This window comes from Halopseudomonas salegens (assembly GCF_900105655.1).
Taxonomy (GTDB): domain Bacteria; phylum Pseudomonadota; class Gammaproteobacteria; order Pseudomonadales; family Pseudomonadaceae; genus Halopseudomonas; species Halopseudomonas salegens.
The window spans coordinates 2,232,867-2,259,114 of the sequence record NZ_LT629787.1 but is presented as its reverse complement, the minus strand read 5'-3'; the positions used below and the strand labels follow the sequence as shown (position 1 = coordinate 2,259,114).

The window sequence follows — 26,248 nt, the reverse complement described above, 5'->3', positions numbered from 1 at the left end:
TTAGTGTGAGTCAGTTTTTTCAGATTCATCCGGATAACCCGCAACCCCGGCTGATTCGGCAGGCGGTTGATATTATTCGTCAGGGCGGTGTGGTCGCCTATCCGACTGATTCGGCCTACGCCCTGGGCTGTCATCTGGGCGACAAGAACGCGCTGGAGCGGATTCGTCGCCTGCGTGAGCTGGACAAGAATCACAACTTCACTCTGGTGTGCCGTGACTTGTCCGAGCTGGGGGTTTACGCCAAGGTCGACAACACGACCTTTCGTTTGCTCAAGGCGCATACGCCGGGGCCTTATACCTTTATCCTGAATGCGACCAGCGAAGTGCCACGGCGCTTGCTGCATCCGAAGCGACGCACCATCGGCCTGCGCATTCCTGACCACCAGATCACCCTGGATCTGCTGGCAGCCCTGGGCGAACCCTTGATGAGCGTGACCCTGATGCTCCCGGGCGACAACCTGCCGCTGACCGACCCGGAGATGATCCGGGATCGTATCGGCAAGCAGCTGGATCTGATCATTGACGGCGGCGCCTGCGAGGTAGAGCCAACGACAGTGGTCAGCATGCTGGACGATGTGGTTGAAGTGACACGGGTCGGTCTGGGTGATCCAACCCCCTTCGGTGGCTAGTTGCAACAGTCATATTGTTGTTGCATTTGCGTCCTTGGCAGGCAAAACCGCTTGCAGCTTCAGAGCGGCGGTAAAACGGCGAGGGTAATTGGTGTCGGGTTTGCCCGGGGGCGGCGACTTGCGGGTATACTGCGCACTTTCTGCCATGTACCTATGGCTTCTTTCTGTTGATAGCGTCAGGAGTGACACTTGAGTTCCGTAGATTCGCAGCGCAGGATTCTGTCTGGCATGCGCCCGACTGGTCGATTGCATCTGGGTCATTATCATGGTGTGTTGAAGAACTGGGTAAAGTTGCAGCATGAGTATGATTGCTTTTTCTTTGCGGCTGACTGGCATGCGCTGACCACCCATTACGAGACGCCGCAGGATATCGAGCAGAGTGTCTGGGACATGCTGGTCGATTGGCTGGCGGCCGGAGTGAGCGGTAACGCATCGACCCTGTTCATCCAGTCGCAGGTACCCGAGCATGCCGAGCTGCACCTGTTATTGTCGATGATTACACCCGTCAGTTGGCTGGAGCGGGTGCCGACCTACAAGGATCAGCAGGAAAAACTCAAGGATCTGGATCTGGCGACCTACGGTTTCCTTGGCTACCCCTTGCTGCAGAGCGCGGATATTCTGGTTTATCGCGCCGGTCAGGTACCGGTCGGGGCGGACCAGGTAGCGCACGTGGAAATTACCCGTGAAGTGGCGCGGCGCTTCAATCACCTGTACGGCAAGGAAATCGGTTTCGAAGAGAAAGCCGAGGCTGCGGTCCGCAAGATGGGCAAAAAAGCCGCCAAGCTATACAACAACCTGCGCAAGACCTATCAGGAGCAGGGTGACAGCGAGGCACTGAATACGGCGCGTGCCCTGCTTCAGGAGCAGCAGAATATTACCCTGGGCGACAAGGAGCGTTTGTTTGGCTACCTGGAAGGTGGCGGCAAGGTGATTCTGCCCGAGCCACAGGCCCTGCTGACACCGGACTCGAAGATGCCGGGCCTGGATGGGCAAAAAATGTCCAAGTCCTACGGCAACACCATTACCTTGCGTGATACCACGGATGAGGTGAGCGAGAAGGTGCGCCGCATGCCGACCGATCCGGCTCGGGTACGTCGCAATGATCCGGGTGATCCGGGCAAGTGCCCGGTATTCCAGTTGCATCAGGTCTATACCGATGAGGCAACCCATGCCTGGGTGCAGGAAGGCTGCCGGAGTGCCGGTATTGGCTGTATTGACTGCAAGAAGCCGGTGATAGATGCGATCAGTACCGAGCTGGCGCCGATGCAGCAGCGGGCGAAGGATTACGAAGCGAACCCGGATGCGGTGCGGGTGATTCTGGCCGAGGGCACCGAGCGCGCGCGCGAAGCGGCGCGCGATACCCTGGCTGAAGTGCGGCAGGTCATGGGCCTGCATTACCGGCCCTGACCCCATGCGCGAGCCGACGAACACTGAGACCCCCTCGACCTCGTCGGCCAGCGCTGCCACTTCGCCTCTGGTACACCAGCAGGAACTGCCTTTTGCCGTGGTGTACGGCCAGGCGGTGACCGAATTGCCGCAGGATCTGTACATTCCGCCCGAGGCGCTGGAAGTCTTTCTCGAGGCTTTTGAAGGCCCGCTGGATTTGCTGCTGTATCTGATCCGCCGACAGAATATCGACATTCTGGATATTCCGGTGGCGGAAATTACCCGCCAGTACATGAGTTACGTCGAGCTGATGAAGGCGATACGCCTGGAGTTGGCTGCCGAGTATCTGGTGATGGCTGCCATGCTGGCAGAGATCAAATCCCGCCTGTTGTTGCCGCGTCAGGAAGAGCTCGACGAAGAGGAGGGTGATCCTCGTGCCGAGCTGATCCGTCGCCTGCAGGAATACGAGCGCTTCAAGCAGGCCGCCGAGGATATCGACAGCTTGCCGCGCCTTGGCCGTGACCTGACGCTGGCTGCTGCCGAGGTGCCGGCTTTGCCGCAGCGCACCCAGGCACCTGAGGTCAATTTGCAGGAATTGATGCTGGCATTGTCCGATGTATTGCGTCGTGCCGATATGTTCGAAAGTCACCAGGTCACCCGGGAGGTGTTGTCTACCCGCGAGCGCATGGCGCAGGTGCTGGATCGCTTGCAGGGCCGCGCCTTCGTGCCTTTTGTCAGTCTGTTCAGTACGTCTGAGGGGCGCCTGGGTGTCGTCGTCACCTTTATGGCGGTGCTGGAACTGGTCAAGGAACAACTGATCGAACTGGTACAAACCGAACCCCTGGCCCCCATTCACGTCAAGGTGCGCGCAGATGAGCCAACCACCCCTGTCACGGATTCTTGAAGCGGCGCTGCTGTCCAGCAACAAGCCGCTGAACCTGGAGCGGATCAAGGATCTGTTCGAGCCCGAACAATTGCCAGCGAATGATGCATTGCGCGCGGCGCTTGCCGAACTGGCTGACAGCTATGCCGACTCAGCCATGCAGCTGGTCGAGGTGGCCAGCGGCTGGCGACTTCAAGTGCGCAATGAGTTCATGCCCTGGGTCAGTCGCTTGTGGGAGGAGCGGCCGCAGCGTTACTCGCGTGCGCTGCTGGAAACACTGGCACTGATTGCTTACCGCCAGCCGATCACCCGTGGCGAGATTGAGGATATTCGCGGGGTGGCGGTGAGCAGCCACATCGTCCGTACTCTGGTCGATCGCGAATGGGTGCGGGTGGTCGGTCACCGTGATGTACCGGGCCGCCCAGCCATGTATGCCACTACCCGCCAGTTTCTTGATTACTTCAGTTTGCATAGTCTCAACGAGCTGCCACCCTTGGCGACCATTCGTGACCTGGATGCCGAGCCCGAACTGGACCTGCAGGACACCGGCAGCGATGAGGAAACCCAGGCCCCAGCGACGCCGTGGATGCCGGTCGAGCCCTTGCAACCGTTGGACGGCGAAGCTGCGGAAGAAGATTTTCATGCGCTGCTGGACGAGCTGCGCGGCATGGAAGAACGCATCAAGACCGATTTCGATGACTTGCCGGCGCGGGAAGAGCCAACAGATGACGAGCCGCCCGGCGAGTGATATTCTCGCGGACTTGCCAGCTACGCCAGCCACCGGGAGGTGCCCGATATGCGCGAAACAACCAATCCACCAGTCAGTGGTGAAAAACTCCAGAAAGTCCTTGCCCGCATGGGCCTGGGTTCCCGCCGAGAAGTTGAAGGCTGGATTGCCGCCGGTCGGGTTCTGGTCAATGGTGAACAGGCGGTACTCGGTTGCCGCGTTGACAGCCTCGACCAGATTACCCTGGATGGTCGCCCGCTCAAACGCGACCTGAATACCGAAGTCGTTCGCCGGGTCATCATCTACAACAAGCCCGAAGGTGAAGTCTGTACCCGCGATGACCCCGAAGGCCGCCCCACTGTGTTTGATCGTTTGCCGCGCCTGAAGCAGGGCCGCTGGATCAACATCGGCCGGCTGGATATCAATACCACCGGCTTGCTGTTGTTTACCACCGATGGTGAACTGGCCAACCGGCTGATGCATCCGTCCTGGCAGATGGACCGTGAGTATGCGGTGCGTGTCATGGGTGAGGTCGATGAAGCCATGATCGAGCGTCTGACTACCGGCGTTATGCTGGAAGATGGCCCGGCGCGGTTTACCGACGTGGTCACGGCCGGTGGTGAAGGCATCAATCGCTGGTTTCATGTCTGCTTGCTGGAAGGCCGTAACCGTGAAGTGCGGCGTCTGTGGGAGTCTCAGGGGGTGCGTGTCAACCGGCTCAAGCGGGTACGCTTTGGCCCCGTCTTCCTGGGTCCGGAATTGCCGGTCGGACGCTGGCGTGAGATGGCTCAGCAGGAACTTGACACCCTGAGCGCCGAGGTTGAGCTCAGGCCGGTTTCCTTGCCTGAAGCCAGTCAGCAGGAAAAGGAAAAGCGCAAGCGCCAGGCGCGCAAGCCATCGCTGCATACCCCGCGGCCACTGCGTCGTACCAAGCCCAAACGCTGAATTCTGTTCAGGACTCATGTTTTATTTTGGAGAGCGTTGAATGAAGACCCTGTTTTTGTATAACAGCATCAAGCCGCTGGATCGCCAGGCACACCGCAATCTGCGGGTAAGCAATGCGACAACTTTTGAATTTGCGCGTGATGCGCAAATGGTCCCGATTAACGGGGCAGAGTTTTTCTCTGCGGCCCGCAGCTTTCCGCTGCTGTTTATCGGGCGCGAAGACAACATCTCCCCGGTGGCCTTGATGGGGCTTACCGAAGGGCACAATCGCTTTCTGCAAGCGGATGGCCAGTGGCAGGAAAGTACCTATGTTCCGGCTTTTGTTCGTCGCTATCCCTTTATGTTTGCTGATACCGGCGCTGAAGAGCTGACCATCTGCATTGATGAGGACTTTGCCGGCTGGAATGAGCAGGAAGGGCGAGAGCTTTTTACTGACAATGGCGAGTACAGCACGTTTTTGCAGAGCATGGTCGGTTTGATGCAAAACTATTTCAACGATTCCAAGCAGACGCGCGCTTTTGTACTGCAGTTGCAGAAGCTGAACCTGTTGGTTCCGCGTTCAGTCAAGATGACGCACAGGAATGGCAAGAGTTTTACCCTGCAAGACTTTTATGCCGTTGACGAAAAGCGGTTGCGGCAATTGGGTGACGCCGATGTGCTGGAGTTGAACAGACAGGGTTTTCTGGGCCTGATTTATGCCCACCTGATGTCGCTGGGCAACATCAATGTGCTGTTTGAGGATTATCTGAATGCCGGTTTTGGCAGTGACGCCAAACACTGACCGGAACGAGCCTGGTGTCAGCCAGGCTCAGCCTTCAGCGATGACCTGATTGCGACCGCCGCGCTTGGCCTTGTACATTTGCTGATCACAGCGCTCGTACAGGGCTTGCTGGCTTTCATCGTTGCGTCGACGGGCAACCCCAATGCTGACAGTCAACGGAATCGGCTGGCCATCCAGTTGGAACTGCATCTCGGCTATGGCGTTGCGGATTCGCTCGGCAACCATGCGCGCATCCACCAGGCTGGTGTCGCTTAGCAGTACCACGAATTCTTCCCCGCCAAGCCGGAACAGGCCATCCACTGCCCGCAGGCAACCTTCGCAGGCACTGACCATGGCTTTCAGCGCTTCATCGCCAAAGGCATGACCGTAGGTGTCGTTGATGGTTTTGAAGTGATCAATGTCGATCACCATCATCGACAGGTCAGTCCGTTTGCGGATGGCGTGCTTGATTTCCCGGTCGAGCGCCTGATCCAGTGCCAGGCGGTTGCCACACCCGGTCAGCGGGTCGTTCAGCGCGCAGGCAATGGCTTCGTGGTACAGCAAAGCGTTGCGCAGAGGATAGAGCAGGCTGCCGAGCAGGCTTTCAAGACCTTTCAGCTGGGCTTCACTGAATCGCTTGCTGCGGCTGAAACGCAATTCACCGAGAAAATCGCCCAGGTGGGTCAGACGGTAGCTGCAACGATGCAGCGCCGGGCTGCCGAAGTCGAACTGCAGCTGCTTGGCATCGTGGCGGTACTCCAGACTGTTCAGTTCGAGCGCCTGTTGCAGGGTGGCAAAGAACAGGCCGAGGATGCGATCCATTTCCAGCGAGGTTTGCAGCAACTGACTGAGGCTTTGTTGCAACTGACTGACAGACGGGCTGGCGCTGCTGTGCACGGACTTGCTGGCCTGCGCGCCGGCTGATTTTATCTTTAGCCGTGCGCTGTCAAAGTCGATGGTGTTTCCGGAAGTGGAGTTCATCTGTTACCCCGTCAAGGTTGCTGTTGAGGGGACTGAAGCAGTATCTGTGCCAATAGTTAAAAAGGATTTAAATTCAATGGCTTGGTCGGAGTTGTCAGTCTGGTTGCACATTCAGGCGGCAGGTTTTTGCCGCCTGATGGCAGATTGATGGTGGTTGCCGTGAGGCGCGCTGTCAGATAATTGGCTACTGCGCATCCAGGGCTTGACCGTTCACCGTCAAGCTGTCGTCGCCGAGCAGGTAAAGGAAGGCCGGCATGATCTCCGCAGGCGTCACCAGATTGCCTGGTTCTTCGCTGGGATAGGCCTCAGCCCGCATGGCGGTGCGTGTGGCGCCGGGGTTGATGCTGTTGACCCGAATCTTGCTGGTGCCATCCTGCTCGTCGGCCAGGACCTGCATGAAGCCTTCCAGAGCAAACTTGCTTACCGCGTATGGTCCCCAGTAGGCGCGGCCGGTCCGACCTACGCTCGAGGATACGCAAAGCACGGAAGCTGTCTCGGCGGCTCGCAGCAAGGGCATCATGGCCCGGGTCAGCATAAAAGGCGCATGCAGATTGACCTGCATGACTTGCAGCCAGGCTTCCGGTTTGACCTGATCCATCAGCGTCCGCGGTCCAAGCAGGCCGGCGTTATGGACCAGGCCATCCAGCTTGCCGAAGGTGTCGAAGAGCTGATCGGCCAAGTCGTCATAATCCTTTTCCGTTGCCGTGACGAGGTCGAGCACGCAGAGCCCCGGTTGTGGATGGCCTGCGGCCTCGATGGCGTCATAGACCGCTTCCAGCTTGCTCAGCGTGCGCCCGAGCAGGACGACGGTGGCGCCATGTGCCGCACAACTCAGGGCGCAGGCCTTGCCGATGCCGTCTCCGGCGCCGGTAACCAGAATGACCTTGTCGCGCAGCAGGTCAGCAGGGGCTTGGTAATCAAACATGGCATTTCTCCGGTTGCCACTGCCGGGTCAGCCAGGGGCGTAACTCGACAGCATGAGTTATACAGTGATCAGCTTGCCAGCGGCCGGGGTCATCACCCACCGGCAAATAGCCGTACAGGGCGGCGACGGTCTGCATACCAGCGGCGCGTCCAGCGTCGATATCGCGCAGGTGGTCGCCGACAAACAGACTGCCGACCGGATCAACGGCCATTTGTTCGCAGGCTTTGAACAAGGGTTCCGGGTGGGGTTTGGGCTGGCTGACCTGGTCAGGACAGACCAGCGCTGCGCAGCGCTCGGACCAGCCCATGGCGGCCAGCAAGGGAATGCTGAAGCGACTCAGTTTGTTGGTCACCACGCCCCAGGGAATCTGCTCCTCATCCAGCCAGTCCAGCAATTCAGTGATGCCGGGGAAGGGGCGGGTGTGGACGGCCAGCTGCTGTTCGTAGCGTTGCAGAAAATCGTCGCGCAGGGCAGTGAAATCCGCCGCGTCCGGGCGGATGGCAAAGGCAGCACAGAGCATCCCGACCGAACCATTGGATACCTGTTGGCGGATCACCTGGGCGGGGACCTCGGGTGCGGCCCGTTCGCTGCGCATCTGTTCGATGATGCGATAGAAATCCTCAACGGTATCCAGCAGGGTGCCATCAAGGTCAAAAAGTACACCGCGACGCATGACTAGTGTCCTTTAGCTGAAGTTTGCAGCGTTTCAGCGTGCCCTGTGAAGCCCATGGCAAGGCGCGCCTTGTCGTAGTACCTGATACCGGCGCTGAACTGCTGTGAACGTCGGTTAAGGGGCATTAGAGACTCCGCTGAAAATGCATCATGTAATTGACGTCGACATTGGCTTCCAGCTTGTACACCTTGGTCAGCGGGTTGTAGGTCAGCCCGGTGATGTCCTGCAGGTCCAGTTTGGCTTCGCGGGCCCAGTTGCCCAGTTCGGCCGGCCGAATGAATTTGGCGAACTCGTGGGTGCCGCGTGGTAACAGGCGCAAGATGTATTCGGCCCCGAGGATGGCAAACACGAAGGATTTCGGATTGCGGTTGATGGTGGAAAAGAATATCTGGCCGCCCGGCTTGACCAGCCGCGCGCAGGCGGCGATCACTGACGACGGGTCGGGCACGTGTTCGAGCATTTCCAGACAGGTAACCACATCAAAACTCTCCGGCTGTGCGTCAGCCAGCTCTTCTGCCGTGGTTTGCTGGTAATCCACTTCGACACCCGACTCCAGCTGATGCAGGCGGGCGACGGCCAAAGGCGCTTCGCCCATATCGATGCCGGTCACTTCGGCGCCGCGCTGGGCCATGGCTTCAGCCAGGATGCCGCCGCCACAGCCGACATCGAGAACCCGCTTGCCAGCCAGACCAACGCGTTCGTCAATCCAGTTGCAGCGCAGTGGATTGATTTCGTGCAGCGGACGGAATTCGCTGTTGCGGTCCCACCAGCGGCTGGCCAGGGCTTCGAATTTGGCGATTTCAGCGCGATCAACATTAAGACTCATGGCTATCTCCCTGCAAAATCTGTGGGGCCCACACGGACGCTTCGTTGAGTACACGCTCCAGGGGCAAGGCTATCAATTGGCGATCACGGACCTTTTCCCGTCCGGCTACCCAGACATCGGATACCAGTGCGGCCGATCCGGTGTAGAGCAATTGCGACACCGGATGATAAACCGGCTGCTGAGCCACACCGGAGAGGTCGACGGCAATCACGTCGGCAGCTTTGCCTGCTTCCAACGAGCCAATCTGCTCACTCAGGCCCAGGGCCTGGGCTCCACCCAGGGTCGCCATATGCAGTGCGGTATCAGCATCCAGTGCAGTCGGTTGTCCGCTGCAGGCTTTGGCCAGCAGGGCGGCGGTACGCAGTTCGCCAAGCAGGTCGAGGTCGTTGTTGCTGGCAGCGCCGTCGGTGCCCAGTGCGACATTGATACCCGCATCCAGCAAGCGCTGCACCGGACAGAAGCCGCTGGCCAGCTTGAGGTTGGACTCCGGGCAATGAATGACCTGCACTGCATGGGCCTGCAGCAGTGCCAGGTCGGCATCATCCACCTGGGTCATGTGTACGGCTTGCAGGCGCGGGCCAAGCAGACCGAGGTCAGCCAGTCGTTGCAGTGGCCGCTGACCGCTGGCGGCAACCGCATCGCTGACTTCGCCGGCGGTTTCATGGATATGCATATGGATCGGAATATCCAGTTCGTCTGCCAGGGTGCGTACCCGGGTCAGCGCTTCATCACCTACGGTATAGGGCGCGTGGGGGCCGAAAGCAACGCTGATCAGGTCGTTATGACGCATTTCATCGTGCAGCTTGAGGCCTTTGTGGATGGCCTCGTCGCTGTTGGCGGCGCCCGGAATCGGGTTGTCGATGATCGGGAAGGCAACCTGGGCGCGCATGCCTGCCTCGCGGGCAACCTGAGCCGTCACTTCGGGGTAGAAATACATGTCGGCAAAGCAGGTAGTGCCGCCCAGCAGCATTTCAGCAATTGCCAGCTGACTGCCACAGCGGACGAAATCCGGGGTTACCCAGCGGGCTTCGGCAGGCCAGATGTGTTCCTGTAGCCAGGTCATCAGTGGCAAGTCATCAGCCAGCCCACGGAACAGGGTCATCGCAGCATGGCCATGCGCGTTCACCAGGCCTGGAATCAACAGGTGATGGGGCAGGCTGCGGCGTTGCCGTGGATGCAGTTGCCGGCTTTGTTCCTGTGTCAGCAGGGCAACAATGCGCTCGGCATGAATGACCAGGGCGTGATGCTCAAGTACCTGCCCTGCAGGCACCACGGGCGCAATCCAGCGCGCCTCGATGATCAGGTCCGGCTGTTCGGGTAGTGCGGTCATGGGTAGCTCGTTTTGTATCATGCGCGGCAGTATACCCCTAGCCTTGAGCCTGTGCAGTGCAATAATAATGTCAGTCTGTGGCAAAACGGACAGGGCCCTGTCCGGCACGGTATACTTGGCGGCTTTGCGCTCGCATGGGTGGGCGCTCGGCAGGAGCGGACAATGGCAGTTGAAGCGGCAGTTCCACGAGAACAATTTCAGGCTCTGGCCTGGTCCGGAGACGGCTTGCTACTGCTGGATCAGCGTCAGTTGCCGGGCAACGAGAGCTACCTGCTGTGCCGCACTGCGGCAGATGTGGCGGAAGCGATCAATGCGATGAGTGTTCGTGGTGCGCCGGCTATCGGTATTGCGGCCGCCTATGGCATTGCACTGGCGGCGCGCGAGCTGGGCAGCGCCGACGACTGGTCGGCGGCCCTGGAGCCGAGTTTTGCCATGCTTGAAGGCACGCGGCCGACGGCGGTCAATCTGGCCTGGGCGCTACGCATGATGCAGCAACAGCTGCAGCGCCTCCCTGAGGGGAGTGATGTGCCGGCTACCCTGCTGGCACTGGCGCGGCAGATTCATGACAGTGATCGTGAGGCCAACCTGACCATGGGGCGCCTGGGTATGCAGCAGCTGCGCAAATACGACAAACGCCCCCAGCATGTGATTACCCATTGCAATGCCGGTGCGCTGGCGACCGGTGGTTTTGGCACTGCACTGGGGGTTATCCGCACGGCGCATGCCGCCGGGCTGATCGAACAGGTACATGCCAATGAAACCCGCCCCTGGCTGCAGGGTACGCGCCTGACCGCCTGGGAGCTGATGCGCGAAGGCATTCCGGTCAGTTTGCAGGCTGATCTGGCGGTGGGTCACCTGATGAAGGAACAGTCGATTTCCTGGGTGATTGTCGGTGCCGACCGGATTGCCGCCAATGGCGACGTTGCCAACAAGATCGGGACTTATGCCCTGGCGGTGTTGGCCATGCACCATGGCGTTCGCTTTATGGTGGTGGCGCCCAGTTCCACCATCGACATGCAGCTGGACAATGGTGACCTGATTCCACTGGAAGAGCGCGATGCTGACGAGCTGCTGATTGTCGGCAATCGCCAGCTGGATACCGGTGCCGAGGTGTTCAATCCGGTGTTTGACGTTACTCCCGCGGACCTGATTGATGTCATCGTCACCGAGAAGGGCATTATCGAACGTCCGGATGCGCGCAAGCTGGCCGATATGATGAGCCGCCAGCGGTTACATTGATTGCCCCGGCGGCTGCCTCTTTGTATCCATTGTGGTATGCTGCTTGGCTTTGATCGGGCCCAGTCGAGACGCCCTGTCAGCCCTGCTGGCAGCGACTCTGCAAGCCCTTTTCAGCGCGAACCAAGGCTATCAGGCAGCTACCGAATGCCGACTATAAAAGGAATGCCGTTTCATGGGTGAACTGGCCAAAGAAATCCTTCCCGTCAATATCGAAGATGAACTCAAGCAGTCCTACCTCGATTACGCCATGAGCGTGATTGTGGGCCGGGCCTTGCCGGATGTGCGGGACGGCCTCAAGCCGGTGCATCGGCGCGTCCTGTTCGCCATGAGCGAGTTGAAAAACGACTGGAACAAGCCGTACAAGAAGTCGGCGCGTGTGGTCGGTGACGTGATCGGTAAATATCACCCGCACGGTGATTCGGCGGTGTATGACACCATCGTCCGTATGGCACAGCCATTCTCCTTGCGCTATTTGCTGGTTGATGGCCAGGGCAACTTCGGTTCGGTTGATGGCGATAACGCGGCTGCCATGCGTTATACCGAAGTGCGCATGTCCAAATTGGCGCACGAATTGCTGGCCGATCTGGACAAGGAAACCGTTGACTGGGTGCCCAACTATGACGGCACCGAGCAGATTCCGGCGGTCATGCCGACCAAGATCCCCAACCTGCTGATCAACGGTTCCAGCGGTATCGCCGTCGGTATGGCGACCAATATTCCGCCACATAACCTGACCGAAGTGATCAATGGCTGTCTGGCGCTGATTGCCGACCCCGAGCTGGATATTGACCAGTTGATGGAATATATCCCCGGGCCGGACTTCCCGACGGCCGCCATCATCAACGGCCGCGCCGGTATCGTCGAAGCCTACCGTACCGGACGTGGCCGCATTTACGTGCGGGCCCGGTGCGAGATCGAGGATATCGACAAGGTGGGCGGGCGCCAGCAGATCATTATCAGTGAGCTGCCCTACCAGTTGAACAAGGCGCGGCTGATCGAAAAGATTGCCGAGCTGGTCAAGGAAAAGAAGATCGAGGGCATCTCCGAGCTGCGTGACGAGTCTGATAAAGACGGTATCCGCGTGGTGATCGAGTTGCGCCGTGGCGAAGTCGCCGAAGTCGTATTGAACAATCTGTACGCCCAGACCCAGATGCAGGGCGTGTTCGGTATCAATATTGTCGGCTTGCTGGATGGTCAGCCGCGCATTCTGAATCTGAAAGAGCTGCTCGAAGCCTTTGTTCGCCACCGCCGCGAAGTGGTGACCCGGCGCACCGTGTATGAGCTGCGCAAGGCGCGTGAGCGCGGGCATATCCTTGAAGGTCAGGCGGTTGCCTTGTCGAATATCGACCCGGTCATCGCCCTGATCAAGGCTTCGCCGTCACCGGCAGAAGCCAAGGAACGCCTGATTGCCACCGCCTGGGAGCCGGGTTCGGTGGTCGAGATGGTCGAGCGCGCCGGCGCTGAATCCTGCCGCCCGGAAGGGCTGGATGAGGCATTCGGACTGCGTGAGGGCAAATATTACCTGTCGCCGGAACAGGCACAGGCGATTCTCGAACTGCGTCTGCATCGCCTGACCGGTCTTGAACATGAAAAACTGCTCGGCGAGTATCAGGAAATCCTGCAACAGATCGGTGAGTTGTTGCGCATTCTCAACAGCCAGCAACGGCTGATGGAAGTGATTGTCGAGGAGCTGGAAGAGGTCAAGGCCAACTTCGGTGATGAGCGCCGTACCGAGATCGTCGCCTCGCGCCTGGATCTGACGGTTGCCGACCTGATTACCGAAGAAGACCGTGTGGTAACCATTTCCCACGGTGGTTATGCCAAGAGCCAGCCGCTGACCGACTACCAGGCCCAGCGTCGTGGCGGTCGCGGCAAAGCCGCTACCGGGGTGAAAGACGAGGATTACGTCGAGCATCTGCTGGTTGCTCACAGTCATACCACCCTGCTGCTGTTCTCCAGTCGTGGCAAGGTCTACTGGCTGAAAACCTACGAGATCCCGGAAGCTTCGCGTACCGCGCGTGGTCGGCCGCTGGTCAACCTGTTGCCGCTGGAAGAGGGCGAGTACATCAGTGCCATGTTGCCGGTGGATGAATACACAGAAGGCTGGTTCATCTTTATGGCCACGGCCAAGGGTACGGTGAAGAAAACCCCGCTGGTGCAGTTCAGTCGTCAGCGCAGTGTGGGTCTGATTGCGCTGGATCTGGACGAGGGTGACCGGTTGATTGCTGCCGCACTGACCAATGGTGAACGCGAAGTCATGCTGTTCTCGGATGGCGGCAAGGTGACCCGCTTCAAGGAATCCGATGTGCGCGCCATGGGCCGCACCGCCCGTGGTGTTCGCGGCATGCGTCTGGCCGAGGGGCAGAGTCTGGTTTCCATGCTGATTGCCGAACCGGGTTGCGACATCCTTACCGCGTCCCAGCACGGTTTTGGCAAGCGCACGGCCGTTGAAGACTTCCCGCAATACAAGCGTGGTGGCCAGGGCGTGATTGCCATGGTTACCAATGAGCGCAATGGCGCTCTGGTGCGGGCGGTTCAGGTGATTGAGGGTGATGAAGTCATGCTGATCTCTGATCAGGGCACTCTGGTGCGTACCCGCATCAGTGAAGTCTCGCGGCTCTCGCGCAACACCCAGGGCGTCACCCTGATCAAGTTGGGTAATGGTGAGAAACTGGTTGGTGTGGAGCGGGTTCAGGAGCCGGAAGAGGTGGAGCTGGACGCTGAAGATGCCGAGGTGACCGACGTGGATGCGCCAGACGAGAATAACGGCGAGGCCGCATCAGGGCCCGCGGACGAGCAGGAGTAAGCAGAGCGTGAGCAAGCGATTGTTCAACTTTTGTGCCGGCCCGGCAGCCTTGCCGGAAGCCGTATTGCAACAGGCACAGCAGGAACTGCTGGACTGGCAGGGTAAAGGCCTGTCAGTCATGGAAATGAGTCACCGTAGTGACGAGTTTGTCAGTGTGGCGGAAACCGCCGAACAGGATCTGCGTGACCTGCTGGCCATTCCCGACAATTACAAGGTGCTCTTTCTGCAGGGTGGCGCCAGCCAGCAATTTGCCCAGATTCCGCTGAATCTGTTGCCTGACGGCGGCATGGCAGACTATATCGATACCGGTATCTGGTCGGCCAAGGCCATTGAGGAAGCCAGCCGTTTTGGCAATGTGAATGTCGCTGCCAGTGCCAAAGGGTATGACTACTTTGCCATCCCCGGCCAGAACGACTGGCAGTTGTCGGCAGAGGCTGCTTATGTGCATTACACGCCGAACGAGACGATCGGCGGGTTGGAGTTCAGTTGGATACCGGATACCGGCGATACTCCGTTGATTGCCGATATGTCCTCGACCATTCTGTCGCGTCCGCTGGATGTCAGTCGCTACGGCATGATTTACGCTGGCGCGCAGAAAAACATCGGGCCCAGCGGTCTGGTCGTGGTGATCATCCGTGAAGACCTGCTGGGGCGTGCGCGTGCGACGTGTCCGACCATGCTTGATTACACGGTGGCCGCCAGGAATGCCTCGATGTACAACACGCCGCCGACCTTTGCCTGGTACCTGTCGGGCCTGATTTTTCAATGGCTCAAGCAGCAGGGCGGTCTGGATGCCATGCAGCGAATCAACGACGCCAAGCAGCAGACCCTGTACAGCGCCATCGATACCAGTGAGTTGTATAGTAATCCGATCAGTCCGGTTGATCGCTCGTGGATGAATATCCCGTTCCGTTTGGCCGATGATCGTCTGGACAAGCCGTTTCTTGCCGGCGCTGAAGAGCGTGGTTTGTTGAACCTGAAAGGTCACCGTTCGGTCGGTGGCATGCGTGCCTCCATCTATAATGCCGTACCGCAAGCGGCGGTAGATGCCCTGGTGGCCTATATGGCCGAATTCGAGCAGCAACACGGTTGATGCCCCATGTCCGATGAAACCCAACTGCAGGCGCTGCGCAAGCGCATCGATACCATCGACGAGAAAATTCTCGAGTTGATCAGTGAGCGTGCTCACTGTGCGCAAACCGTTGCCCAGGTCAAGCAGAAGGCGCTGCCGACCGGCCAGGCGCCGGTGTTCTATCGTCCCGAGCGAGAAGCCTGGGTGCTCAAGCACATCATGGAGCTGAACCCCGGTCCGCTGGACAACGAAGAAATGGCGCGCCTGTTTCGCGAAATCATGTCCGCCTGTCTGGCGCTGGAGCAGCCCCTGCAGGTGGCTTATCTGGGCCCGGAAGGTACCTTTACCCAGGCAGCGGCGCTCAAGCATTTTGGCCACTCGGTGATCAGTGTGCCGATGGCGGCGATTGACGAGATCTTCCGTGAGGTGGCTGCCGGCGCGGTGCAATTCGGTGTGGTGCCGGTCGAGAACTCCACCGAAGGTGCGATCAACCACACGCTGGACAGCTTCCTTGAGCACGACATGGTGATCTGTGGTGAAGTCGAGCTGCGTATTCACCATCATTTATTGGTGGGCGAGAATACCCAGACCGGCAAGATTTCCCGGGTGTATTCGCATGCCCAGTCGCTGGCCCAGTGCCGCAAGTGGCTGGACGCGCATTATCCGAATGTCGAGCGGGTCGCGGTGGCCAGTAATGCCGAGGCGGCCAAGCGGGTCAAGGGTGAGTGGAATTCTGCCGCGATTGCCGGCGATATGGCTGCCGAGCTCTACGGACTGACTCGACTGGCCGAGAAAATCGAAGACCGTCCGGATAACTCCACGCGTTTTCTGATCATCGGTAATCAGGCGGTGCCGCCGACGGGTGACGACAAGACCTCGATCATTGTTTCCATGCGCAACAAGCCGGGTGCCTTGCACCATCTGCTGCAGCCATTCCACAGCAACGGCATCGACCTGACGCGCATTGAAACCCGGCCGTCTCGCAGCGGAAAATGGACCTATGTGTTCTTTATCGACTTCTGCGGCCATCAGTCCGAACCCCTGATCAAGGACGTGCTGGAAAAGATCACCGATGAGTCGGTAGCGCTGAAAGTACTTGGGTCCTATCCGAAAGCGGTGTTATAGACGGCTGCAGGCTGAATGCCTGACGCTGGAAAAGTGAGATTTATGGTATCTGGTGCTGTGTGCGAGATGTCGATGCGGCAATGGTCTTTCCGCGTACAGCCTGAAGCCTTGAGCGGCCGACTGTGTCGGCCAGTGCGGAGCACTTATGACCTGTGATTTCCTGTCCCTGGCTTTGCCGGGTGTGCAGCAATTGTCGCCTTATGTGCCGGGCAAACCAGTGGACGAGTTGGCTCGTGAGCTGGGTTTGCCGGTGGCTGACATCGTCAAGCTGGCCAGTAATGAAAACCCATTGGGTCCGAGCCCTGCCGCGCTGGACGCGATTCAGGCCGCTTTGCCGGAACTGACGCGGTACCCGGACGGTAACGGCTTCAAACTCAAGCAGGCCCTGTCGGCACATTACAGGGTAGGCACCGATATGTTGGTGCTGGGTAATGGTTCCAACGATATTCTCGAGCTGGTTGCCCGTGCCTTTGTGTCGCCCCGGGACGAGGTGCTGTTCAGCGCGCACGCTTTCGCCGTATACCCCTTGGTTACCCAGGCCATCGGTGCCCGGCCAGTCGTTGTTCCGGCGCGTGAATGGGGCCACGATCTGACGGCGATGGCTGACGCGATCACTCCGGCTACCAAGCTGATTTTTATTGCCAATCCAAATAACCCGACGGGTACCTGGGTTGAGCGTGACGAGCTGGATGCGTTTCTGGCCCGGGTGCCGGAGCAGGTGCTGGTCGTGCTGGATGAAGCCTATACGGAATATGTCACTGACGCCGACTTTCCCGACGGTCTGGATTATCTGCGTAAATACCCCAACGTACTGGTGTCGCGCACTTTTTCCAAAGCCTACGGCCTGGCCGCGCTACGGATCGGGTTTGCCGTATGCCAGCCAGTGATTGCCGATGTGCTCAATCGGGTGCGCCAGCCGTTCAATGCCAACAGTCTGGCTCTGGCTGCCGCGACTGCCGCGCTGAGTGATCGCGAATACCTGGAAGTCAGTCGTACCGTCAACCAGCAAGGCATGGCCCAAATGGAAGCCGGCCTGCGTCACCTGGGTTTGAGCTGGATTCCCTCGCGTGGCAACTTTATTGCGGTTGATCTGGGTCGGGAGGCTGGGCCGGTGTATCAGGCACTGCTGCATGCCGGTGTGATTGTGCGGCCCGTTGCGGGCTACGGTATGCCGCAGCACTTGCGGGTGTCGATTGGTCTGGCGGAAGAGAATCAGCGTTTCCTGCTGGCACTGGAACAGGTGTTGGCGGGTGAGTAATGTCATGCCGGTGTCATCGGAGCAACCGACAATGGGCCGCCTGACGGTCATCGGCCTTGGTCTGATTGGTGGCTCGTTGGCGAAGGGGGCGCGGGAATCCGGCCTGTTTCGCGAGGTGGTTGGATGTGATCGGGACGAGACTGCCCGGCGGATAGCGATCCCGCTGGGCGTGGTTGATCAGGTCACTGCCGATCTGGCCGAGGCAGTACGGGGCGCCGATGTGATTGTGCTTGCAGTGCCGGTGCTGGCGATGGAACAGGTTCTGGCTGATCTGGTGGTGCTGGATCTGGGTGAAGCGGTGCTCACGGATGTTGGCAGCACCAAGGGTGCGGTTGTTGCTGCGGTAGAAAAAGCCTTTGGGCAGATTCCCGGTCGCTTTGTGCCCGGGCATCCGATTGCCGGTTCGGAAAAAAGCGGCGTGGAAGCGGCGCGTGCCGACTTGTTCTTCCGTCACAAGGTGATCCTTACTCCGCTGGAACACACCAGCGAGCAGGCAGTAGCGCTGGTGCAGCGACTGTGGCAGGCAGTGGGTGCGGATGTGGAAAGCATGCCGCTGGCTGACCATGATGAAGTCTTGGCCGCGACCAGCCACTTGCCTCATCTGTTGGCATTTTCCCTGGTGGATACCTTGGCCGGGCGCAGCGAGAACCTGGATATTTTTCGGTATGCCGCGGGTGGTTTCCGCGACTTCACCCGTATAGCGGCAAGTGATCCGGTGATGTGGCGTGATGTGTTTCTGGCTAATCGGGATGCTGTCTTGCGCAGTCTGGATGCCTTCACCCGCGACCTGGCACGCTTGCGCACCGCCGTTGATGAAGGCGATGCGAAAACCTTGCTTGGCGTTTTTACCCGGGCCAAATCAGCCCGTGAACATTTCAGTACCATTCTGGCCCGCAGGGCGTATATGGAACCTATGCAAACTCAAATGATCAATTTTATTGCCCGTCCGGGCGGCCAGGTAGCCGGCCGTGTGCGGGTCCCCGGTGACAAATCCATTTCCCATCGCTCGATCATGCTTGGCTCGCTGGCCGAAGGCGTTACTCAGGTTGAAGGGTTCCTTGAGGGTGAAGACAGCCTGGCAACCTTGCAGGCGTTCCGCGATATGGGTGTCGTCATAGAAGGTCCGCATCATGGTCGGGTGACCATCAATGGTGTCGGCCTGAATGGCCTCAAGGCACCGCCTGGCCCTCTATATGTAGGTAATTCCGGTACGTCCATGCGCTTGCTGGCCGGTTTGCTGGCCGGGCAGGCGTTTGACAGCGTGCTGACGGGTGATGCGTCGCTGTCCAAGCGCCCGATGGCTCGGGTGGCCAAGCCGCTGCGTGAGATGGGTGCCCAGATCGAGACGGCCAATGAAGGCCGGCCGCCACTGCGCATCACCGGCGACAGCATGCTGATGGGTATGGACTACGACATGCCGATGGCCAGTGCCCAGGTCAAATCCTGCCTGCTGCTGGCTGGACTCTACGCCCGAGGCAGCACCTCGGTGACCGAGCCGGCCCCTACCCGCGATCATACCGAGCGCATGCTCAAAGGCTTTGGCTATCCGGTTGAGGTTGATGGTCCGCGGGTTACCATCGAGCCCGGGCACAAGCTCACCGGTGGCAAGATCGATGTGCCGGCGGACATTTCGTCCGCGGCCTTTTTCATGGTCGCCGCCACCATCACCCCGGGGGCTGATCTGACCCTGGAGCATGTGGGTATCAATCCAACGCGGATTGGCGTGATCAATATTCTGCGTGCCATGGGCGGCGATATTGAACTGATCAATGAGCGTGAAGTCGGCGGTGAGCCGGTTGCGGATATTCGGGTACGTCACGCGCCGCTCAAGGGTATTGACATTCCGATTGATCAGGTGCCGCTGGCCATTGACGAGTTCCCGGTACTCTTTGTTGCTGCCGCTTGCGCCGAGGGCAAGACCATTTTGCGTGGTGCTGAAGAGCTGCGGGTAAAAGAATCCGACCGTATCCAGGTGATGGCTGATGGGTTGCAGGCGCTCGGTGTCAGTGCCGAGCCGACGCCGGATGGCATCATCATTCAGGGCGGTCCATTGCACGGCGGTGAAGTGGAAAGCCACGATGATCACCGCATTGCCATGTCTTTCAGTGTGGCCGCCTTGCGTGCTCAAGGGGAAATTCGCATCCGTAACTGCGCCAACGTGGCCACGTCCTTCCCCGGCTTTGTCGAGCTGGCCCAATCACTAGGCATGCATGTGCAAGTCGAGGAGACGGCGTGACGGATTCCGAACTTGCCCCGGTGATCACTATCGACGGGCCTGGTGGCTCGGGCAAGGGCACTATCGCCGGCCTGTTGGCCGAGCGACTTGACTGGAATCTGCTGGATTCGGGTGCCCTGTACCGCCTGCTGGCTTTTGCCGCCGAGAATCATGGTGTCGATCTGGATAATCAGGCTGCACTGGTGCGCCTGGCGACCTATCTGGATGTCCAGTTCGTGCCCGCCAATGACCATCAGGAACAGCGCGTTATTCTCGAGGGGGAAGATGTCAGTCGCTCGATCCGCAATGAGCGGGTGGGCGCCGGGGCATCCATTGTGGCGGCAATTCCGGCTGTGCGCGACGCTTTGCTGGAACGCCAGCGGGCTTTTCGCGAAGCGCCGGGGCTGGTCGCCGATGGCCGTGATATGGGCACGGTGGTATTCACCGACGCACCGCTCAAGGTGTTTTTGACCGCCAGTGCCAGCGAGCGAGCCAATCGTCGCCATCGACAGTTGCTGGAGAAGGGCGAAAATGCTAATCTGGCGAGTCTTCTCGATGAGATTGTGGCGCGTGATGAGCGCGACATGAACCGAAGTGTGGCTCCGTTGGTACCCGCCCATGATGCCATGCAGATCGATTCGACCAGTCTGTCGATTGAGCAAGTACTTGAAACGGTGATGACGGAGGCGCGCAAGCGCGATCTGTTGAACTGATCAGGACGGGTTTGCAGCAGGTAATCAGCGCCACTGCTGCGAGCTTTAACTAACCAACCCACGCAAGCTGATGGCGTGGCGGGTGTGTGACTGTGCGACGCGCGACTTTCGCGGTCCGGCGGTTGCCGCCTTTACTGACATTTACAGGAATCCAAATGAGCGAAAGCTTTGCCGAACTTTTTGAAGAAAGCCTGAAAACTCTCGATATGGAGCCAGGCTCCATCATCACCGGTATCGTAGTTGATATTGACTCTGACTGGGTCACCGTCCACGCCGGGCTGAAATCCGAGGGTGTTATCCCGCGTGAGCAGTTCCTTGATGATCAAGGCGAACTGACCATCGTTGTGGGTGATGAGGTGCACGTTGCACTGGACGCCGTAGAAGACGGCTTCGGTGAAACCAAACTTTCCCGTGAGAAGGCCAAGCGTGCCGAATCCTGGAAAGTTCTCGAGGCAGCTTTCGCCGCCGAAGAAATCGTCAAGGGCATCATCAATGGCAAGGTCAAGGGTGGTTTCACCGTTGACGTCAACACCATTCGTGCCTTCCTGCCTGGTTCGCTGGTTGACGTGCGTCCCGTACGCGACACCACGCACCTGGAAAACAAGGAACTCGAGTTCAAGGTCATCAAACTCGACCAGAAGCGCAACAACGTTGTCGTTTCCCGTCGTGCCGTCCTGGAAGCGGAAAACAGTGCAGAGCGCGAAGCGCTGCTGGAAACCCTGCAGGAAGGTCAAGTGGTCAAGGGTATCGTCAAGAACCTCACGGATTACGGCGCGTTCGTCGATCTGGGCGGCGTAGACGGCCTGCTGCACATCACCGACATGGCCTGGAAGCGTATCAAGCATCCGTCCGAAATCGTCAACGTTGGCGATGAGATCGACGTCAAGGTGCTCAAGTTTGATCGTGAGCGCAACCGCGTCTCCCTGGGTCTGAAGCAACTGGGTGAAGATCCGTGGGTTGCCATCACCGGTCGCTATCCGGAAGGTACTCGCGTCAATGCCAAGGTCACCAACCTGACCGATTACGGCTGCTTTGCCGAGCTGGAAGAAGGCGTTGAAGGTCTGGTCCACGTGTCCGAAATGGATTGGACCAACAAGAACATCCATCCTTCCAAGGTTGTCCAGGTGGGCGATGATGTGGAAGTCATGGTTCTGGATATCGACGAAGATCGTCGTCGTATCTCCCTGGGCATCAAGCAGTGCAAGATGAACCCGTGGGAAGAGTTCTCCAGCAAGTTCAACAAGGGCGACAAGATCTCCGGCTCCATCAAGTCGATCACCGATTTCGGTATCTTCATTGGTCTGGAAGGCGGCATCGATGGTCTGGTTCACCTGTCCGACATCTCCTGGAACGAAACTGGCGAAGAAGCGGTACGTCGTTTCAAGAAGGGCGACGAGATCGAAACCGTTATCCTGTCGGTTGATCCCGAGCGTGAGCGCATCTCGCTGGGCGTCAAGCAACTGGAAGACGATCCCTTCTCCAGCTTTGTTTCGCTGAACGAGAAAGGCACCATCGTTACCGGCAAGGTCAAGGAAGTTGACGCCAAAGGCGCCGTGATCCTGCTGTCCGAAGAAGTTGAAGGCACCCTGAAGGCGTCTGAAATCAGCCGTGACCGCGTTGAAGACGCGCGCAACGTGCTGAATGAAGGCGACGAAGTCGAAGCCAAGATCATCAGTGTTGACCGCAAGAGCCGCGTCATCAGCCTGTCGATCAAGGCGAAAGACGTTGCCGACGAGAAAGACGCCATGCAGGATCTGCGCAAGCAGGAAATGCTGGCCGCTGGTCCGACCACCATTGGTGATCTGATCAAGCAGCAGATGGAAGGCAAGAACTGAGTTCAGTTTTCCAGCTGTCAAAAAGGGCGACTTCGGTCGCCCTTTTTTGTGCCTGATCCTTTTTATGCTTGCATTTTGCCGCTTGTAGCTGACGCGGGAGCGTGGTACAACCGTTGCAGCCGCTTGAAAAAAAAGGAAAATCCATGACCAAGTCGGAGCTGATAGAGCGCATTGTCGAGAAGCAGGGGCAACTCTCGGGCAAGGATGTAGAGTTGGCAATCAAGACCATGCTGGAGCATATGTCACAAGCCTTATCCACCGGGGAACGTATAGAAATCCGGGGTTTTGGCAGCTTTTCGCTGCATTATCGTGCGCCACGCATTGGACGTAATCCAAAGACGGGTGATGCTGTCGAGCTGGATGGCAAGTTTGTGCCGCACTTCAAGCCGGGCAAGGAATTGCGCGACCGGGTTAACGAATCGCTGGAAATGGCCTAGGCGGTATCTGCCGCTATCCCCCTGCGCTATACTCCGGGTTGTGCGAATGAATGGAATGGAGTATCTGCCATGCAATGGCTCAAGCGTGCCTTGCTGATTATTGTCCTGCTGTTGGTCGCCCTGGCCGCCCTCGACTTCATGCTGGAAAACCGGCAGAACGTCACGCTGCAGTTTCTTGAGCTGCAATCACCCGCCTTGCCCCTGTCTCTGTTCGTCATCGTTGCCTTTGTTCTTGGCGGCTTGTTGGGCATCTTCCTCGGCTGGATGATTACCGCGCGCCTGCGCTTGCAATTGATGTTGCAAAGCAATGAGCTCAATCGTCACCGCAAGGAAATCGACAAGCTGCGTACCCAGGCTATCAAAGGTTGATGGCAATGCAGCATCTGCTGTTTCTTGGGCTGTTCCTGCTGGCGTTGATTATTGGTTGGTATCTTGGTCGCCGCGAAGCGATCAAGGTCGGTGTCATGTTGCAGCCGCATGGCAGTGCGATCGACAAACAGTATTTTATTGGTCTGAATTATCTGCTCAACGAACAGCCGGATGAAGCCATTGAAACCTTCATCCGGGCGCTGGAAGTGAACCCGGAAACGGTAGAAACCCACATTGCCATTGGCAAGTTGTTCTGCCAACGCGGTGACGTCGAGCGGGCGATCAAGGTGCATCAGAACCTGCTGGCCCGCCCCAACCTGTCGCGGCAGCAGGCGGATAGCGTGCAGCTTGAGCTGGCCCGTGACTACCTGGTAGTGGGCCTTGATCAGCGCGCCGAGCGCCTGCTGCAGGAATTGATCAATGCCCGCTCACCCCTGAGAGCCGACGCCATGACTGAACTCGTTAAAGTACACGAGCGCGGACATGACTGGGCCGAAGCCATCCATATCGGCCTGTTGCTGGTTCGGGAGCAGCCGGAATTTGCCATTCCTCTGGCGCATTACTACTGTGAACAGGCCCGCGTGCCTTTGCAGCGCGGTGAATGGCCCATGGCACGGCGCCTCTTGATGCAGGCACTCAAGGTTGATCGCCACTGTGTACGTGCGATGTTGTTGCTGGCCGAACTGGAACATCAGGCTGAGCGGCCGGTCGACTGTTCCAGGTGGTTGCAACGCTTGGTCGCCGAAGGTGCCGATTTCGTCCCGCAAGCCTTGTCCCTGGCGCGCTGGTGCAAGGATAATGGCAACCTGGATTTTCTTGCCTACCTTGACCGGGTACTGGCGGCTTCTGACCAGCCTCCGGTAGCCGTGGTGCTCGCCAAGGCAAGTGAGTTGCGTCAGCACGACGAAGGTGAAGCGTTGCGTTTCGTACAGACCTATGCACGGCGTCAGCCATCACTGGGTTTGCTGCGTTATTTGATGACTTTGCCACTGACTGATTCCACTGCACGGGATCTGGAGCACCAGGTTGTGGCTGATCTGGTAGCTGACTGGCGGCCCTATCGTTGCCAGTCGTGTGGTTTTGCCGCACGGGAGTTGCATTGGCAATGCCCGACCTGTCATCACTGGTCGAGTATGCGCCCGGTACAGAATGGGCATTTGCCCGGCGGTAGCGCAATCAGCCAAGAGATCTGAAAACGGGGCGTACGGCAAACAAGACCCTGTCAGGCATTCAATCAAGCCGCAAGGCGCGTTTCTCATACAGGAATCATGCATGACCTGCACTACACCCGTAATTGTTGCCCTCGATTATCCGGATGCCGCTGCAGCACTGGCTCTGGCTGCTCAGCTTGATCCGCAACGGTGTCGCCTCAAGGTCGGCAAGGAACTGTTTACTGCCAGTGGTCCGCAGGTAGTCGATCAGTTGCACAAGCTGGGCTTTGATGTTTTTCTCGATCTCAAGTTTCACGATATTCCCAATACCGCCGCAGCTGCCGTGCGTGCCGCTGCCGAGCTGGGTGTATGGATGGTGAATGTACATGCCAGCGGCGGTCGACGCATGCTCGATGCCTGCCGGGAAGTACTCGACCAGCGCACAGGTGAACGGCCACTGCTGACGGCTGTGACAGTGCTGACCAGTCTGGAGCAGGAAGACCTGTTGGAAGTGGGGGTGGATATTGAACCCATGGTTCAGGTGCAGCGGCTGGCTCGGTTGACCCAGGATTGTGGCCTGGATGGCGTGGTCTGTTCGGCCCGTGAGGCCAAAGCTCTGCGCGGTGCACTGAATGATGACTTTCTGCTGGTTACCCCGGGTATCCGCCCGGCTGATGCCAGCGCCGATGACCAGAAACGCGTTGTCAGTCCGGCGCAAGCATTGGAAAACGGCAGCAACTATCTGGTGATTGGTCGCCCGATTACCCGCGCCGAGCTGCCAGCGGTAGCCCTTGATTCAATCCTGGCTACGCTGGGCTGAGCTGGTCACGCTCTGTCTCATGGCGTGATGGCGACCTTGAGTACGCCATCGCGTTGATGACTGAACAGGTCGTAGGCGTCGACAATGTCATCGAGCTGGAAGCGATGGGTAACCAGTGGCGTCAGGTCGATACGCCCTGATGCAACCACTGCCATCAGACGGCGCATGCGTTCCTTGCCACCGGGGCACAGAGTAGTGACGATCTTGTGATCACCCAAGCCGGCGGCGAGGGCATCCAGGGGCAGTGACAGTTTGCCGGAATACACCCCGAGGCTGGACAGGGTGCCGCCAGGCTTGAGAGCACGCAGGCAGGCCTCGAAGGTTTCCTGCGTGCCGAGCGCCTCAATGGCTACATCGACCCCCTGGCCGCCCGTCAGTTCGCGTATTGTCGTCAGCGGATCTTCTTCCTTGTAGTTGATGGTGACGTCAGCACCCAGCCGCTTGGCGACATCAAGGCGCTCCTTGACCCCGTCAACCACGATAATCCGGGTTGCACCCATCAGTTTGGCCCCGGCAGTGGCACACAGGCCGATCGGACCCTGGGCAAAGATCACCACGCTGTCACCGATACGGATATGGCCATTTTCCGCACCGCCAAAGCCGGTGCTCATGATGTCAGGGCACATCAATACCTGCTCATCAGTCAACCCGTCCGGGACCGGAGTCAGGTTGGCCTGGGCGTTGGGGATGCGCACATATTCGGCCTGGCAGCCATCAATCGTATTGCCGAACTGCCAGCCGCCCATGGCCTTGCCGCCACATTGGCTGGAAATGCCATCCAGGCAGGGATGGCACTGGCCACAGGGTGTGATGGCGCCGGCAATCACGCGTTGACCAACCTGATAGCCGGTGACCGCTTCTCCCAGTTTTTCGATCACTCCTACCGGTTCGTGGCCAACGATCAATCCGGGTTTGACCGGATACTCACCCTTGAGAATGTGCACGTCGGTGCCACAAATAGTGGTGGTGGTGACTTTCAGCAGGGCATCGGTCGGACCAATCGTGGGGATCGGGCGCTGCTGGATCTCGATACGGCCGGGTTCAACAAAGACCGCCGCTTTCATAGTGGACATGGCGCAACTCCTGGAGTGTGAGTGGGCAACAGCTTCACTCTAGACCAGAAATTCACCACGGTGATTGATG

23 protein-coding genes and 1 pseudogene are annotated in these 26,248 nt (G+C 58.8%); 18 read left to right on the top strand and 6 right to left on the bottom strand.

The window, feature by feature from the left end:
* Positions 1-5: 5 nt before the first annotated feature.
* From BLU07_RS10255 to BLU07_RS10230, 6 genes and pseudogenes are all read left to right on the top strand, one after another.
* Complete coding sequence (locus BLU07_RS10255) at positions 6-629, top strand: L-threonylcarbamoyladenylate synthase (protein WP_092389767.1); 624 nt, start codon at positions 6-8, stop codon at positions 627-629.
* A gap of 189 nt (positions 630-818) precedes the next feature.
* The gene (locus tag BLU07_RS10250; protein WP_172830111.1) at positions 819-2,036 is read left to right on the top strand and encodes a tryptophan--tRNA ligase; all 1,218 of its coding nucleotides are present in this window, start codon (positions 819-821) and stop codon (positions 2,034-2,036) included.
* Between the two features lie 4 nt (positions 2,037-2,040).
* Positions 2,041-2,919 (top strand): segregation and condensation protein A, encoded by an 879-nt coding sequence (locus BLU07_RS10245; protein ID WP_092386616.1) that lies wholly within the window; start codon positions 2,041-2,043, stop codon positions 2,917-2,919.
* Positions 2,888-3,646, top strand: coding sequence for an SMC-Scp complex subunit ScpB (gene scpB, locus BLU07_RS10240; protein WP_092386614.1), 759 nt, complete (start codon positions 2,888-2,890; stop codon positions 3,644-3,646). Before BLU07_RS10245 ends, scpB begins: the two co-directional genes overlap by 32 nt.
* Before the next feature lie 48 nt (positions 3,647-3,694).
* Positions 3,695-4,552, top strand: a pseudogene (rluB, locus tag BLU07_RS10235) (23S rRNA pseudouridine(2605) synthase RluB); the annotation flags it as partial.
* A gap of 58 nt (positions 4,553-4,610) precedes the next feature.
* Entirely contained in the window at positions 4,611-5,351 is a 741-nt protein-coding gene (locus BLU07_RS10230; RefSeq protein WP_092386610.1) for a SapC family protein, read from the top strand.
* Positions 5,352-5,378: 27 nt separating this feature from the next.
* On the opposite strand, the gene BLU07_RS10225 is transcribed toward BLU07_RS10230, so the two are convergent.
* The 5 genes from BLU07_RS10225 to BLU07_RS10205 form a co-directional block, all read right to left on the bottom strand.
* Complete coding sequence (locus tag BLU07_RS10225) at positions 5,379-6,311, bottom strand: GGDEF domain-containing protein (protein WP_092386608.1); 933 nt, start codon at positions 6,309-6,311, stop codon at positions 5,379-5,381.
* A gap of 184 nt (positions 6,312-6,495) precedes the next feature.
* Positions 6,496-7,236 (bottom strand): YciK family oxidoreductase, encoded by a 741-nt coding sequence (locus tag BLU07_RS10220; protein ID WP_092386606.1) that lies wholly within the window; start codon positions 7,234-7,236, stop codon positions 6,496-6,498.
* Positions 7,229-7,909, bottom strand: coding sequence for an HAD-IA family hydrolase (locus tag BLU07_RS10215; RefSeq protein ID WP_092386604.1), 681 nt, complete (start codon positions 7,907-7,909; stop codon positions 7,229-7,231). The genes BLU07_RS10220 and BLU07_RS10215 overlap by 8 nt, the downstream gene beginning before the upstream one ends.
* Positions 7,910-8,033: 124 nt before the next feature.
* Positions 8,034-8,735, bottom strand: coding sequence for a bifunctional 2-polyprenyl-6-hydroxyphenol methylase/3-demethylubiquinol 3-O-methyltransferase UbiG (ubiG, locus tag BLU07_RS10210; protein WP_092386602.1), 702 nt, complete (start codon positions 8,733-8,735; stop codon positions 8,034-8,036).
* Positions 8,725-10,065: a TRZ/ATZ family hydrolase gene (locus BLU07_RS10205; protein ID WP_092386600.1), complete on the bottom strand. Its 1,341-nt coding sequence runs from the start codon at positions 10,063-10,065 to the stop codon at positions 8,725-8,727. The genes ubiG and BLU07_RS10205 overlap by 11 nt, the downstream gene beginning before the upstream one ends.
* A 162-nt stretch (positions 10,066-10,227) precedes the next feature.
* Here BLU07_RS10205 and mtnA point away from each other — a divergent pair, with 162 nt between their 5' ends.
* The 12 genes from mtnA to pyrF all read left to right on the top strand — a co-directional run bounded on the left by mtnA (position 10,228) and on the right by pyrF (position 25,105).
* Complete coding sequence (gene mtnA / locus BLU07_RS10200; protein ID WP_092386598.1) at positions 10,228-11,304, top strand: S-methyl-5-thioribose-1-phosphate isomerase; 1,077 nt, start codon at positions 10,228-10,230, stop codon at positions 11,302-11,304.
* A 172-nt stretch (positions 11,305-11,476) separates the two neighbouring features.
* Positions 11,477-14,110 (top strand): DNA gyrase subunit A, encoded by a 2,634-nt coding sequence (gyrA, locus tag BLU07_RS10195; RefSeq protein ID WP_092386596.1) that lies wholly within the window; start codon positions 11,477-11,479, stop codon positions 14,108-14,110.
* 7 nt (positions 14,111-14,117) lie between these two features.
* Complete coding sequence (gene serC, locus BLU07_RS10190; protein ID WP_092386594.1) at positions 14,118-15,203, top strand: 3-phosphoserine/phosphohydroxythreonine transaminase; 1,086 nt, start codon at positions 14,118-14,120, stop codon at positions 15,201-15,203.
* A gap of 6 nt (positions 15,204-15,209) precedes the next feature.
* The gene (pheA, locus tag BLU07_RS10185) at positions 15,210-16,307 is read left to right on the top strand and encodes a prephenate dehydratase (protein WP_092386592.1); all 1,098 of its coding nucleotides are present in this window, start codon (positions 15,210-15,212) and stop codon (positions 16,305-16,307) included.
* Between the two features lie 145 nt (positions 16,308-16,452).
* On the top strand, positions 16,453-17,565 hold the full coding sequence (hisC, locus tag BLU07_RS10180; RefSeq protein WP_092386590.1) for a histidinol-phosphate transaminase: 1,113 nt from the start codon (positions 16,453-16,455) through the stop codon (positions 17,563-17,565).
* A 4-nt stretch (positions 17,566-17,569) separates the two neighbouring features.
* Complete coding sequence (locus tag BLU07_RS10175; RefSeq protein WP_092386588.1) at positions 17,570-19,801, top strand: bifunctional prephenate dehydrogenase/3-phosphoshikimate 1-carboxyvinyltransferase; 2,232 nt, start codon at positions 17,570-17,572, stop codon at positions 19,799-19,801.
* Complete coding sequence (gene cmk, locus BLU07_RS10170; protein WP_092386586.1) at positions 19,798-20,493, top strand: (d)CMP kinase; 696 nt, start codon at positions 19,798-19,800, stop codon at positions 20,491-20,493. The genes BLU07_RS10175 and cmk overlap by 4 nt, the downstream gene beginning before the upstream one ends.
* 155 nt (positions 20,494-20,648) lie before the next feature.
* A complete protein-coding gene (rpsA, locus tag BLU07_RS10165) occupies positions 20,649-22,328 on the top strand; it encodes a 30S ribosomal protein S1 (protein WP_092386584.1) in 1,680 nt (559 codons plus the stop codon).
* A gap of 143 nt (positions 22,329-22,471) precedes the next feature.
* Complete coding sequence (gene ihfB, locus BLU07_RS10160; RefSeq protein WP_092386583.1) at positions 22,472-22,765, top strand: integration host factor subunit beta; 294 nt, start codon at positions 22,472-22,474, stop codon at positions 22,763-22,765.
* 69 nt (positions 22,766-22,834) lie between these two features.
* Positions 22,835-23,134 carry a lipopolysaccharide assembly protein LapA domain-containing protein gene (locus BLU07_RS10155; protein ID WP_092386581.1) on the top strand — a complete coding sequence of 100 codons (300 nt, stop codon included), beginning with the start codon at positions 22,835-22,837 and terminating at the stop codon, positions 23,132-23,134.
* Between the two features lie 5 nt (positions 23,135-23,139).
* Positions 23,140-24,327: a tetratricopeptide repeat protein gene (locus BLU07_RS10150; RefSeq protein ID WP_092386579.1), complete on the top strand. Its 1,188-nt coding sequence runs from the start codon at positions 23,140-23,142 to the stop codon at positions 24,325-24,327.
* A 79-nt stretch (positions 24,328-24,406) separates the two neighbouring features.
* Positions 24,407-25,105: an orotidine-5'-phosphate decarboxylase gene (gene pyrF, locus BLU07_RS10145; protein ID WP_092386577.1), complete on the top strand. Its 699-nt coding sequence runs from the start codon at positions 24,407-24,409 to the stop codon at positions 25,103-25,105.
* A 17-nt stretch (positions 25,106-25,122) separates the two neighbouring features.
* On the opposite strand, the gene BLU07_RS10140 is transcribed toward pyrF, so the two are convergent.
* The gene (locus BLU07_RS10140; RefSeq protein ID WP_092386575.1) at positions 25,123-26,178 is read right to left on the bottom strand and encodes an NAD(P)-dependent alcohol dehydrogenase; all 1,056 of its coding nucleotides are present in this window, start codon (positions 26,176-26,178) and stop codon (positions 25,123-25,125) included.
* Positions 26,179-26,248 lie beyond the last annotated feature (70 nt).